This is a genomic window from Cyanobium sp. Cruz-8D1 (genome assembly GCF_024345975.1).
Lineage (GTDB): Bacteria > Cyanobacteriota > Cyanobacteriia > PCC-6307 > Cyanobiaceae > Cyanobium.
In genome coordinates, this window is record NZ_JAGQCD010000030.1 from 22,884 (window position 1) to 34,896 (window position 12,013).

16 protein-coding genes are annotated in these 12,013 nt (G+C 66.5%); 3 read left to right on the top strand and 13 right to left on the bottom strand.

Annotated features, from left to right (window positions below; genetic code table 11):
* A complete protein-coding gene (locus KBZ33_RS15735; protein ID WP_254954249.1) occupies positions 1-1,023 on the top strand; it encodes an MlaD family protein in 1,023 nt (340 codons plus the stop codon).
* Here KBZ33_RS15735 and bchD read toward each other — a convergent pair.
* The 7 genes from bchD to KBZ33_RS15770 form a co-directional block, all read right to left on the bottom strand.
* On the bottom strand, positions 1,010-3,106 hold the full coding sequence (gene bchD / locus KBZ33_RS15740) for a magnesium chelatase ATPase subunit D (protein WP_254954250.1): 2,097 nt from the start codon (positions 3,104-3,106) through the stop codon (positions 1,010-1,012). The genes KBZ33_RS15735 and bchD overlap by 14 nt on opposite strands.
* A gap of 462 nt (positions 3,107-3,568) precedes the next feature.
* Positions 3,569-3,916, bottom strand: a complete 348-nt coding sequence (locus tag KBZ33_RS15745; RefSeq protein WP_254954251.1) for a nucleotidyltransferase domain-containing protein — start codon at positions 3,914-3,916, stop codon at positions 3,569-3,571.
* On the bottom strand, positions 3,888-4,289 hold the full coding sequence (locus KBZ33_RS15750) for a HEPN domain-containing protein (RefSeq protein WP_254954252.1): 402 nt from the start codon (positions 4,287-4,289) through the stop codon (positions 3,888-3,890). The genes KBZ33_RS15745 and KBZ33_RS15750 overlap by 29 nt, the downstream gene beginning before the upstream one ends.
* Before the next feature lie 169 nt (positions 4,290-4,458).
* Positions 4,459-4,887 carry a type II toxin-antitoxin system VapC family toxin gene (locus KBZ33_RS15755; RefSeq protein ID WP_254954253.1) on the bottom strand — a complete coding sequence of 143 codons (429 nt, stop codon included), beginning with the start codon at positions 4,885-4,887 and terminating at the stop codon, positions 4,459-4,461.
* Positions 4,887-5,153, bottom strand: a complete 267-nt coding sequence (locus KBZ33_RS15760; protein WP_254954254.1) for a ribbon-helix-helix protein, CopG family — start codon at positions 5,151-5,153, stop codon at positions 4,887-4,889. Before KBZ33_RS15760 ends, KBZ33_RS15755 begins: the two co-directional genes overlap by 1 nt.
* A 99-nt stretch (positions 5,154-5,252) precedes the next feature.
* Complete coding sequence (locus KBZ33_RS15765) at positions 5,253-6,080, bottom strand: HpsJ family protein (RefSeq protein WP_254954255.1); 828 nt, start codon at positions 6,078-6,080, stop codon at positions 5,253-5,255.
* A 115-nt stretch (positions 6,081-6,195) separates the two neighbouring features.
* Positions 6,196-6,801 carry a hypothetical protein gene (locus KBZ33_RS15770; protein ID WP_254954256.1) on the bottom strand — a complete coding sequence of 202 codons (606 nt, stop codon included), beginning with the start codon at positions 6,799-6,801 and terminating at the stop codon, positions 6,196-6,198.
* Positions 6,802-6,958: 157 nt separating this feature from the next.
* Between KBZ33_RS15770 and KBZ33_RS15775 the strand changes: the two genes are divergently transcribed.
* Positions 6,959-7,654 carry a fumarylacetoacetate hydrolase family protein gene (locus tag KBZ33_RS15775; protein ID WP_255011840.1) on the top strand — a complete coding sequence of 232 codons (696 nt, stop codon included), beginning with the start codon at positions 6,959-6,961 and terminating at the stop codon, positions 7,652-7,654.
* Between the two features lie 57 nt (positions 7,655-7,711).
* Here KBZ33_RS15775 and KBZ33_RS15780 read toward each other — a convergent pair whose 3' ends face one another.
* The 6 genes from KBZ33_RS15780 to KBZ33_RS15805 form a co-directional block, all read right to left on the bottom strand.
* The gene (locus tag KBZ33_RS15780; protein WP_254954258.1) at positions 7,712-8,149 is read right to left on the bottom strand and encodes a TA system VapC family ribonuclease toxin; all 438 of its coding nucleotides are present in this window, start codon (positions 8,147-8,149) and stop codon (positions 7,712-7,714) included.
* Complete coding sequence (locus KBZ33_RS15785) at positions 8,149-8,391, bottom strand: CopG family transcriptional regulator (RefSeq protein WP_254954259.1); 243 nt, start codon at positions 8,389-8,391, stop codon at positions 8,149-8,151. Before KBZ33_RS15785 ends, KBZ33_RS15780 begins: the two co-directional genes overlap by 1 nt.
* Before the next feature lie 47 nt (positions 8,392-8,438).
* Positions 8,439-9,275 (bottom strand): HpsJ family protein, encoded by an 837-nt coding sequence (locus KBZ33_RS15790; protein WP_254954260.1) that lies wholly within the window; start codon positions 9,273-9,275, stop codon positions 8,439-8,441.
* A gap of 115 nt (positions 9,276-9,390) precedes the next feature.
* Positions 9,391-9,546, bottom strand: a complete 156-nt coding sequence (locus tag KBZ33_RS15795; protein WP_255011841.1) for a hypothetical protein — start codon at positions 9,544-9,546, stop codon at positions 9,391-9,393.
* Between the two features lie 858 nt (positions 9,547-10,404).
* A complete protein-coding gene (locus tag KBZ33_RS15800) occupies positions 10,405-10,788 on the bottom strand; it encodes a type II toxin-antitoxin system PemK/MazF family toxin (protein WP_254954262.1) in 384 nt (127 codons plus the stop codon).
* Positions 10,785-11,045, bottom strand: a complete 261-nt coding sequence (locus tag KBZ33_RS15805) for an AbrB/MazE/SpoVT family DNA-binding domain-containing protein (protein ID WP_254954263.1) — start codon at positions 11,043-11,045, stop codon at positions 10,785-10,787. Before KBZ33_RS15805 ends, KBZ33_RS15800 begins: the two co-directional genes overlap by 4 nt.
* A 289-nt stretch (positions 11,046-11,334) precedes the next feature.
* Here KBZ33_RS15805 and KBZ33_RS15810 point away from each other — a divergent pair.
* Positions 11,335-12,013: IS256 family transposase (locus KBZ33_RS15810; protein ID WP_254954264.1), on the top strand; the 679-nt coding region annotated here is incomplete at its 3' end.

Consider the following 12,013-nt stretch of genomic DNA (forward strand, 5'->3'; position numbering starts at 1 on the left):
ATGCGCCGGAGTGTTCGTGAAGCCCTGGTTGGATTTTCCCTGCTGGCGGCCGTGGCCAGTGGCCTGGGTCTGTGGTTCTGGCTGCGTGGCGTCTCCCTGAGCCGCAACACCTGGACAATCCGGGCCAGCTTCGCCGATGCCGCCGGCCTGGCCGTGCGTTCGCCGGTCACCTATCGGGGGGTGCTGGTGGGCAACGTCAGCAAGGTCACGGTCACCGATACGGCCGTGCTGGCCGATCTGGAGATCAACGACCCGCGCCTGCGGCTGGCCCGGCCCCTGGTGGCCCGTGTCGCCTCGGCCTCCCTGCTCGGGGGGGATGCCCAGGTGGCGCTGCTGGCTGGCGGACCCACCCTGCCGTCCAGCCTGCCGGGGCCGCGGGACCGGGGCTGCAACAACACCCGCATGGTGTGCAACGGCGGCCAGGTGAGCGGCATCGCCGCGGCCAGCTTCGACACCGTCACCGAGACCGTGCAGGGCCTGCTTGAGCAGGCCGAGAAGGAGCAGCTTGTGACCCAGATGGTGGCGGCCACGGCTGCCTTCTCCAAGACCGCCAGGGAGACGGAGCTGCTCACCAAGAGCGGCCAGGTGTTCCTGCGGGATGCCCAGGTGCTGGTCAGCCAGCTGAACCGCTCGGCGGGCAAGGTGGATCCCATCCTGAGCAATCTCAACCTCGCCAGTGCCGATGCCGCCAGGGCCAGCAAGCACGTCGGCAACCTGGCGGCGGCGCTCGACAACCCCAAGACCGTGGCCGACCTCCAGGCCACCCTCACCAACGCCAAGCAGCTCACCGATCGCTGGTCGGCCGTCGGCGGCGACGTGAGCAGGCTCACCGGCGATCCGAAGTTCCTCGACGGCATCCGCAGCGTCTCGGTCGGCCTGGGCCGGTTCTTCGAGGAGCTCTATCCGGCCGAGGTGGACGCGGCCCGCGACCGCAAGGGCCGCCAGGACGCCCGCGAGCAGGAGGCCAAAGCCGCCCGCCAGGCCGCCCAGGACCGGCTGGCTCCCAGCGTCAGAAGCCGTTGATCGCCTCCAGAGCGATGGCGGCGATCGCCTGGTCGCTGGCCTTGGGCAGCTGCACGTAGCGGCCGCCGGCGGCCTCGGCCAGCTCCTTGCCCATGCCGCTACCGATGAACTTGCGTTCGGTGTCGATCACCAGCAGCCGCAGACCCAGGCTGCGGTAGCGGCCGGCCACCTGCCGCAGCTCCTCCTTGAGATCCACAGGCTCCTCCCCCTCCAGCGCCGGTTGGCCCAGGGAGCGGCTCAGGGGCACGTTGCCCCGCCCATCGGTGATGGCCACCACCACCACCTGGCCGAGGTCGCCGGTGGCCAGGGCGTTGGCCCCCACCCGGGCCGCCTGGGCCAGGCCATGGGCCAGGGGTGATCCGCCGCCACAGGGCATCGACTCCAGCCGCCGGCGGGCGGCGGTGATCGAGCGGGTGGGCGGCAGCAGCACATCGGCCTGCTCGCCACGGAAGCTGATCAGGGCCACCTCGTCGCGGTTCTCGTAGGCCTCGGTGAGCAGGCGGATCACGGCCCCCTTGGCGCTCTGCATGCGGTTCAGGGCCATCGAGCCGCTGGCATCCACCAGGAAGATCACCAGGGCGCCGGCCTTGCGCTGCAGCTGCTTGGCCCGCAGGTCCCCCTCCTCCACGATCACCTTGCGGTGCGGTTCCCGGGCGCGGCGTGCCTTCTGGTAGGGCGCGGCGGCCCGCAGGGTGGCGTCGATGGCGATGCGGCGCACGGGGCCCCGGGGCAGCATCGGTTTGACGTAGCGGCCGCGGCTGTCGCTGAACACCACGGCCCGGCTGCCGCTGCCGCCGCTCTTGGCCTTCGCCGAGGCGAACACCAGCAGGTCGGGATCGATGGCGGTGGCCTCCGGATCGAGCAGAAACTCCTCGGGGATCTGGGGCGGGGCCTGGTCCTCCGGGCTGTCGTCCTGATCGTCGTCCGGTTCGTCCGGTTCGTCAGGCTGGTCGTTCTCCGGCTCCTCCTGGGGCGGCTCCGGGTCGTCCGGGGGCTGCTCCCCCTGGGGCGGCGGTGGCGGCGGGGGGGGCTCCATGGGCTGGTCGGGATCCGGGGGCGGCAGCTGCAGGGCCCGCGGGGCGATCACCAGCCGCACCGCCACCTGCAGATCGTCCGCCTCCACCCGGTCGCGGCCGCAGAGGGCCGCATGGGCCCGGGCCACCCGTACCGCGTAGAGCTCGGCCCGGTGCCCCTCCACGCCGCCGCGGATGGCTTCGGTGACCAGGTAGCGGATCTGTTCGCGGTCGATGGCCACATCCGGCAGCCATTGGCGGGCCAGCAGCAGCTGGGTGGCCAGGGCTTCGGTTTCCTCCTGCCAGCGGGCGCTGAAGGCGGTGCTGGAGGCGCCGTGGTCGAGGGCCGAGCGGGTGATCGTCACCCGCTGATCGATGTCGAGCAGCTGGTTGGCCGACAGGGCGATGGCGAAGCGATCCAGCAGGTGGTCGCGCACCGCCCCCTCCTCCGGGTTGTAGGTGGCGATCAGCAGGCAGCGGCAGGGGTGGGACAGGCTCAGCCCTTCCCGTTCGATGCGGTTCTCGCCGGAGCCCACCGCCGCCAGCAGCAGGTTGGTGATGCCGTCGTCGAGCAGGTTGAGTTCGTCGACGTAGAGAACGCCGCGGTGGGCTTCGGCCAGCAGGCCGGGCTGGAACACCGGCGCCCCCGCGTTCAGGGAGGCGGCCACGTCCACCGAGCCGATCAGCCGGTCTTCGGTGACGCCCAGGGGCACCTGGATGAAGGGCGCCGGCATCACCCGGGTGGGCAGCAGGGCGCCTGGATCGCTGCCGCTGGCATCGCCGCCCAGCTCGGTGATGCGGCGCCGGGTGGCCCCGTCCCATTCATCGGGCCGGGTGGGGTCGGCCTGCAGCAGTCCCGGGCCGTCCGCCAGGTCGATCACGTCGATCGGCGGCAGCAGGGCATGCAGGCCCCTGGCCAGCACCGACTTGCCGGTGCCGCGTCCGCCGGCGATCACCACGCCGCCCAGCCCCGGATCCACCGCCGCCAGCAGCAGGGCCAGCTTCAGGGTGCCGTGGCCTGTGATCGCGGCCAGGGGGAAGGCCCTGCCGGCAACTCCACTTGCAACCATCAGGACGCCCGGACCCTGCTCACGTGGGCGCCAGTCTCGCTGATCAGAGGGTCGCTACCTGCAGGGCGGGGAGCGTCCGGGCACTCCAGGATGGCCATCAAGGCGTCGGCCAGAGCGGGGAGCTGAGCATAGTCCCGAAAATCATGATGATCATCGAAGAGGCTGCGCGATTCAACACCATGGAGCGCATAAAAACTCCACAGGCGATGCAAGTGTTGCCGGGACGAGTGTGTGGTGATGAGACTGACGCTGATGGGCAGCCGCCTGGGGCGAAATTCGCCACGCAACAATTCGGTGTAGGGATCTCCGAAGTGGCCGTCGCGCACCAGGAAGGGGATGCCAAGAACGCGACTATAAGTTTTTCCAGGTCTGGGGATCTGAATGTGGATGTGGAGGGTTTGGTCGAAAAATGCGTTGAGCTTTCTTATCCTTTGATAAAGATAACTCCTGCGCGTCCGATCGCTACCTGTGCCACAACCAACGGCTGTCCCGTTGCAGGGCGGCGGCCATGGCTGAGCCGCTGGCCAGCAGCTCGGCGTGTTCGCTGGGCGTGAGCACCAGGGCATCGCAGCTGAGCGGCAGCTCCGCCAGGGGCCAGGCCAGCAGTCGCTGGTGTTGGGGGCCGCTGCTGCCGGTATCGATCAGCAGCAGATCGAGATCGCTGCCGACCCCGGCGTCACCCCGTCCGTAGCTGCCGAACAGGCCCACCCGCTCCAGGCCCGGATGCTCCGCCGCCACCTGGGCCGCCCAGAGGCGCACCTGGCTCAGCACCTGCTCCGGCTCAGGCCAGCGCAGCAGCGATTGCGTCAACGATCGAACGGGCATGACGTAAGGCGTCCTCGCTCTGGAGCCGCCCAAAATGGTCGGTCGGGGCCCCATCGGGCAGGCTATCGGGGTAGCGCGTCGGGATGTAAAGGGCATCAAGGATGCGCAAACGGTCCTCCAGATCGCTGACGCTGGCCGCCAACTCAGCGGCGACGGCCGGAGGCAGATCGCGCCATGAGCGCCCGAGGCCGTGGCCCCACGCCTGCTGACCATGGCGGAGGTGCAAACCCTTGAGGGCTTTCTCCACCGCCTGATGGCAAGCAAAGCAGGCCCATTCATGGTGGCCGGCGGCGGCGCTGACTCCGGCCAGCTCCAGATCGGCCTGCGCCTGATGCAGCCAGTCGGCGGAACGATTCATCTCACCATTGTGGTGGCGGCGGCTGCCAGCCCACCAGCACCCCGATCCAGCTGATCACGTTGATGCGCAATCCGGTGGTGGCGGAGGGGTGGTCGGGTTAAAGGGGAGTGGCTGAAGGGGGGCGAAACGATGGGCCTGGTGCGAGAGCGCTGCCGTCGTTTTTCTTGGCTTACGGCAGGGGAATCCGGCAAAAAGGCTCACGCCGAAAGCGCCGATAGACATCGAAGTCACTGTCCAGAGAGAGGATCTCGGCGATATCCAGGCGCTCTGAGAGTGTCACCAAGGTGAGGTCGGCGAAATCACCGGGTAGATCGGCGTAGCGCTGGTTGAGTTCAGCGATGCGGGCGTAATCCTCCGGAAGCAGGTCGATTGCATGGATCCCGCCGCGGCTCACCGCTCCAAGCAGGTGATTCTGAGCGGCGAGAACGCGGCGATCTCCGGGATCCCCCAACAGCCACAGCACCTCCGCAATGCAGATCGGGGAGGTGATCAGTTGGGCGGCGTTCTGATCAAAGAAGGCCACCACCGCTTGATGCAGGGGCTCCTGCTGCTGGTAGTAGCTGAGCAGGATTCCCGAATCGATCAGGATCCGCCGCATCAGCGCCGCTCCAGCCGGCGAGCCTGGAGCTGCTCGGTGAGCAGCCGGCGCCGTTCCTGGCGTTCAGCGCTGCCCGGTGGCAGGGTGTCGAGGAAGGGATCGGGGTGGCCGCCCAACTGCTCGGTGATCGAGGGGGCGGGCCGGCGCTGTTGCCAGCGATCGCGGATGAGCTGGCGGATCAGGGTGCTCTTGTCCTGGCCTGTGGCAGCCAGCAGCTCCTGGAGGCAGCGTTCGGTTTCGCTGTCCAGCCTGACGGTGAGTGGCATGGCCCCCAGCCCCGACGTTGTACGACGATTGGATTGATTGTAATACGGCTGACCTGATTCCGCCTGTATCGAGCGATGTCCTCACGGACGGCCATCCCCTCAGGCCTCCCGATCCCCACGACCCAGCTCGCGCAGATAGTCAGAACCGGAGCCGGAGGAGCGCCGTCCAGAGCCACCGAAGCGGGACCGCCGCCAGGTGCTCTGCAGCTCCTGCAGCAGGGTGCGGGGTTCGCCAGGCCGCCGGGCCAGGGCGGCAAAGCCGAGGGCCAAGGCAAGGCTGGCTAGGGCATTGCGGAGCAGCTCGGGCAGCAGCAGCAGAGGCGTGCGGGGCTGGCTGGCCTCGCGCTCGCGGCTGATCTGCAGGGCGGCCTGATCGAGCACGGCGTTGACCTGGGCCTTGAGCAACGGCAGGGGCTGGGCGATGTCGGCGGGGCCCAGCACGGGCCCCTGCAGCTTCTGGAGCTGCTGGTTGAGATCGGCGTTGCTGGCGGCGCCGGCCACGGCCTGGCGGAGGGCCTTGAGTTTGGCCTCGGCGCCCTGGATGCGGGCGGCCTGGGCGTTGTTGACCGTGCGGCTGGTCCGCAGGCCGGCGATGGTCTGCAGGGGAAGGAGCAGCAGGAAGCCGAGGGCGGCGGCCACGGCCAGCTGGGCGCAGAGGCGAGCGCGGTTTTTCAGCTGTGGATCGTGGGGGCCGAGCTCAGCGGCGATCTGCAGCAGGGCCAGGCCGAGCAGGGGGAAGGCGGCGGTATTGATCAAGGCGCCCGCCAGACGCAACTGCCAGGCGGGATCGAGCACCTGCAGGGGGAACAGGGCTGGGGCCACCAGCGAGGCGAAGAGCACAAAGAGCACCAGCGCCACCACGCTCAGCCCCGGGGCGGAGAGGAGCACGGGAGTGCCGGAGCGGGATGAATCGGAGCTGGGGGGCATGGCGAAACTCAGGGGGCTCGAGCGCAGAGCAGAACGCAAAGTAGGAATTGCCGCCCACGGCGGCCATAAAAAAGCCCCGCCAATGGCAGGGCCGTGCATGAAATCAGGGCTGTAATCAAGCCTGGGGCGGAGTGATCAAAGGAGCGGCGATGCGCTTGCGCAGGCGACGGCTCCAGCCGAAGGCGGCGCCGATGCCGAGCAGGGGCAGGGGGCCCGGGACAGCCGCAGCGGGTGGGTTACCAAGGACCACCTGAATCGTCTCACTGGTGCCGGTGAACGACCAAGTGCCGATCAGGCCTGATGTAGTGAAGCCAAGGCTTGCCAGGGTTGTGCCATTGAAGGTGGCGCTACTGACAATTGAGTCAGAAAAGTTGTAAGCAGGATCAATTGCAAAAACAGACCCTGCACCGGCGAAACCTGTAGTTATTCCAGACACAGTGGACGCGGGAAGCAAACTTGCAGTTCCGACAAAAGATGTCGGACCTGAGATAATGTAAACCGGGATTTGGCCGATGTCAGATCCGGTGCAAATAACTGCAGCTGACGATACGATTGCTCCATCTATGTCACAACTGCTGTTGCCCAATAACGTTGCCCCAGTCAGATCCAGGCTGCCACTCGTCTGAACAATCACAGCTCCCGCAGATTCAAAAATGTTGTAGGTCAGAACAGCCTTGGCCTGCCCCTGCACCAACAACAACGCAGCAGGTGCGGCCAGCAAGGGAGCAATGTGTTTGCAATGTTGGAATAAGCCAACAATTTGTCTTTTCATTGGGACATATTAGAACTTTATGCAATTCTGCCCCCCCCTGAAAATTGCCTGCTTCTTGGTGCCAGTAAAGCGATTGGCACATGCGGTAATCCTTTGTTGGTTAGGTGTGTCTACCGGGTTCGCTTCCTTCCCCTTGCTCGGCCTGGCCCTGCTCTGCATCGGCTTTAACTACCGCCGCCACGCCGCCGAGACCGGCGCCGCCATCCCGCAGCGGCCGGTGCTGTTCATGAAGTCGCCGAGGGCGGTGCAGGATCCGGAGGCGCCGATCGAGCTGCCCACCGCCCTGGCCAGTCACCAGGTGGATTACGAGGCGGAGCTGGCGGTGGTGATCGGCCGGCGCTGCAAGAACGTGGGGGTGGATGAGGCGTTGGGGGCGGTGCTCGGTTACACCTGCGCCAACGATGTGAGCGCCCGCGACTGGCAGAAGCGCCCCGAACTGGGCGGCGGCCAGTGGTGCCGCGGCAAGAGCTTCGACACCTTCGCCCCCCTCGGCCCGGTGCTGGTGAGCGCCGCCGACTTGCCCGATCCCCAGGCCCTAGCGATCAGCACCCACCTCAACGGCGAGCGGCTGCAACACGGCCACATCAGCGACATGATCTTTTCGGTGGCCGAGATCATCGCCTTTCTTTCCGGCAGCACCACCCTGCTGCCGGGCACCGTGATCCTCACCGGCACCCCCGAGGGCGTGGGCATGGCCGCCGATCCACCCCGCTGGCTTAAGCCCGGCGATCTGGTGGAGGTCACGATCGAGGGGATTGGCACGCTCCGCAATCCGGTGGTGGCGGAGGGGGTTGGGGGCTGAGGGGGCGGCCGAAGCGGTGCGCCTTCGTTGATGTCGTTCCGAGAGCGCTCGCCAGGCTCAGATCGCTGAAATGACAAAGAGATGGCTCGCGCTGGCTCCGGGCACCTGCTGGGGCTCAATCCGTTGATCAAAGCTCACCAGCCGGCCGCCATGGGCCACGGCCAGAGCCAGCAGATAGGCATCGGTGATCTGGCGAGGACCGAGTATGCGCTCCCAGCGAATCAGACCTTTCTGGAGCAGGCTGATCTGCTGGGGCCAGAAGGCATGGCTTGGATGGTCGCAGGCCTCGACCAGACGGGCCGCCACCTGCTGGGCGGGTTGCGTGTTGGGATAGGCGGGCTGCGCCATGATCCGCACCACACCGGTTTCGGTGAGCGGACAGGTGGCCCAGCCCTGGTCGAGATTCCGCTCCAGCCAGGTGCAGGCGGAGCTATGCATCACATGCCCACTGTCGAGCAGGGCGATGATCACATTCACATCCAGCAAGGCCCGCATCAGATGCCTTCGAGATCGCGCAGCTTGTCGATTTGTTCGTTACTTACCAGGCGCTGATTGTTGGCCGCAAAGGGACGGAATCCGGCCACAACCGCAGCACCTGAGCGCTGGGCTGCTGCCTCACCGGTGAGGGCAGAGCGCAACAGTCTCGAAACCACTTGCCCTGCGGAGACTCCTTGCCGGCGAGCCAACTCCTTGGCGGCGGCTAACACATCGTCTTCGATGTCCAGCGTGGTTCGCATCGCTAGCCTCAGCCTCAGTGCATCTTAGCATCAGCGCATCAAGTTGCTCAGAAGTCGCGATCCGCGCGATCCGCGCGACCCAGCTCGCGGAGGTAATCGCCATCGGCGTTGCTGACGCGCCGACCGGCGCCGCCGAACCTGGAAGGCCGCCAGGTGCTCTGCAGCTCCTGGAGCAGGGAACGCTCTGAACCCGGCCGCCGGGCCAGGGCGGCAAAGCCGAGGGCCAGCGCCAGGCTGGCGAGGGCGTTGCGGAGCAGCTCGGGCAGTAGGAGCAGGGGTGTGCGGGGCTGGCTGGCTTCCCGCTCGCGGCTGATCTGCAGGGCGGCCTGATCGAGCACGGCACCCGCCTGGGCCTTGAGCAACGGCAGCGGCTGGGCCAGATCGGCGGGGCCGAGCACCGGGCCCTGCAGGCGCTGTAGCCGTTGGTTGATCTCCTCGTTGTTGGTGGCGCTGGCCACGGCCTGGCGCAACACCACCAAGCGCCGTTCGGCGCCGCTGATGCGGGAGTTCTGGGCGGTGGAGGTGGAGCGGCTCTGCTGCAGCCCCGCCACCCCCACCAACGGCACCAGCAGCAGAAAGCCCAGGGCGACCGCCACCGCCAGGTGACTGCACAACCGCTGGCGGCGTTCCAGCACCGGATCGTGGGGCCCCAGCTCCACGGCGATCTGCAGCAGCGCCAGCCCCAGCAGGGCAAAAGGAGCACCGTTGACCAAACTGCTCGCCAGGCGCAGCTGCCAGAGCGGGTTGAGCAGCTGCACCGGCCACACGGCCCCCGCCACGAGCGTGGCGAAAAGCACGAACAACACCAGGGCCACCACGCTCAAGCCCGGGGAGGAGAAGAGCACAAGGCTGCCGGAGCGGGACGAATCGGAGCTGGGGGGCATGGCAGACCTCAGGGGCTAGAGCGCAGAGCAGGAAGCAGAGCAGGAATAGCCGCCCATGGCGGCCACAAAAAAGCCCCGCCGAAGGCAGGGCCGGGAAAGGAAATCAGGACTGCAATCAGACCTGGGGCGGTGTGATCAAAGGAGCGGCGATGCGCTTGCGCAACTTGCGACTCCAACCGAAGGCGGCACCGGCGCCCAGCAGGGGGAGGGGGCCGGGAACAGATGCGGCTGGTGCGCCAAGCAATGCCTGAATCGTGTCACCGGTGCCCATCCAGGATCCAGGAACCAAGCAGACCAGAATTAATAGTGAACCCAAGACTTGATAGTGTTTGACCGGTAATTGTAGAAGCACTGACGATGGGTGATCCAGAAATATAGCCAGAAGAGATTGCAAATCCTACGGGTAGACTGAATGGGTTTAGCTGACCCACCAAATAAGTGCTAGTTGCACTTACAGAGGAGCCGATACCGTTGAACACGGATCCATTAAAAGACGGCGAACCAGTAATGCCGTAAAGAGCCAAATTTCCTTCTGGGCCTGTGCATATAATAGCTCGAGATGAATTTATGGCACCACTAGAGCCGCAATCGGCTGAGCCAATGGATGTCAGGGGGAGATTTAGGCTGCCACTTGTCTGAACAACAACATCCCCTCCAGATTCAAAAATGTTGTAGGTCAGAACCGCTTTGGCCTGCCCTTGGCTCAGCAAGAGGGCGGCCGGCGCTGCAAGCAGGGGCGAAAGACGCTTGCAGCGTTGTGCGAGGGTTCGAAGCGGCGCAATCACTGCATGGGCGTGCAAAGTTGCAGCAACAAGGCCCCCCCCCAAAAAAAATCATGCCCCTGAGGCCAGTGAAGCGATTGGCACGTGCAATAGCCGTTTCGGGCTTTCGGTAGGTGTCTTTTCGGGGGGCGCCTTAAGGCGCCCCGTACGCGCGCGTCGTCCCATCCCCTTCAGCTGAATCACCCTGGTGCGGCTCCATAGCCAGGGCTACCGAGATTTGGCCGCCAACCGCCTCATTGCTACCTGTGCCACAACCAGCGGCTGTCCCGTTGCAGCGCCTGCTCCGGCTCCGGCCAGCGCAGCAGCGATGGCGTCAAGACTGGAAACCGTGTCGAGCCCCTGGCGCGCTACACCACAAATCCCAGGATCTGCCCCACGATCGACCGCACCTGATCCAGCCTGTCGTTGCTGAGGGAGCCCATGGGATGGGGCCGGGCACCCCGGGCCTTCCAATCGAAGGACTTGATTTGGTGGCAGAGCACAAAGCTGTGGGCCTGCGGCCGCTCTGGAATCGGCCCAAGATCCACCGCCAGGGAGGAGCCGTGGTTGTAGGCCGCCGATGTCATGGCACATCCCACCACCAACCCAACAGAGGCATGGAAGGGGGCGGTGGAGAGCACCAGAAAGGGATGGTGGTCCCTCATCTCCCGTCCGGCCTGGGGGTTGTGGTCGATCCAGATCACTTCACCCCGATCCGGTACCCAGGGGGCTGAGGGTCGCGGCGGGGTCATTCGATGACCTCTGTGCCGATCGGATCCCAGGCCATCGCTTCGGTGGCCTCGCCTGCCATGGGCGAGTAGATCGCCAGTCGCTCCGCCAGGGAGAGCCGGGGCTGGACGGGCCGGATCAGCACGCCATCAGCCACCACCTTGAGTTCCACGGTCTGGTTGTCGTGAAGCCGGGCCTCACGGGCGATGGCGGCGGGCAGGCGCACCCCGAGGGAATTCCCCCAGCGGCGCAGATCCTGGCGAGGGAGCTGGGAAGCCATCAGCTACCGGACGTTTAGCCGTTAGTTTAGACATCTATGTCGGGGCGGCTGGATCCTGATTGGCTCCCCAGGCCAGGCCTGGCGGGATCGAGCAGCTGCAGGGAGGCCAGGGCGGCGGCCACCAGTGGAGGGGCCCGCGTCCCCTGCAGTGGTGTAATTCCCCCGGCACCCCCACCCCGGCGTAGCCGGGGTGGGCCGCGCACCTCAGGCGATCGGCTCCACGGCTGGCGTTGCAAGGGGTGGGCAGGTCCGTTTCCCTGGTTCGAGTACCACCTCAACCAGACGAACCATGCCCAAGACCCACTGTGCCGCACCTGAGCTGGCCTCGCTACTCGATGGCAGCAGCGCCGGTGAGCTGATCCCGGAGCTGGCACGCCATGGCCTGCAGCAGCTGATCGAGCTGGAGGTTGCCGCCTTCCTTGGTGCTGACCGCCATGAGCGCACCGACGAGCGCCTGGGGTATCGCAACGGCTACCGCTCCCGCACCCTCACCACCCAGGTGGGTGATCTCGCGCTGCAGATCCCCAAGCTGCGGGCCGGCAGCTTCCTGCCCTCGATCCTCGAGCCCCGCCGCCGCGTCGATCAGGCCCTGTACGCGGTGATCATGGAGGCCTACATCGGTGGGGTCTCCACCCGCAAGGTGGATTCCCTGGTGGCGGCGCTGGGCTCCCAGAGCGGCATCTCCAAGTCCCAGGTGAGCCGTATCTGTCAGGAGATCGACCAGCAGGTGCAGGCCTTTCTCCACCGTCCCCTGGAGAGCAGCGGCTACGCCTACGTCTACCTCGATGCCACCTACCTCAAGGGGCGGCTGGGCAAGGCTCAGCAGGTATGCTCACGGGCCGTCGTCGTCGCCATGGGCGTGAACGAGGACGGGCGCCGGGAGTTGCTGGGCCTCAAGGTGGGCGACAGTGAGAGCGAGCCCTTCTGGGCGGAATTCATCGCCCACCTCAAGGAGCGAGGCCTCGCTG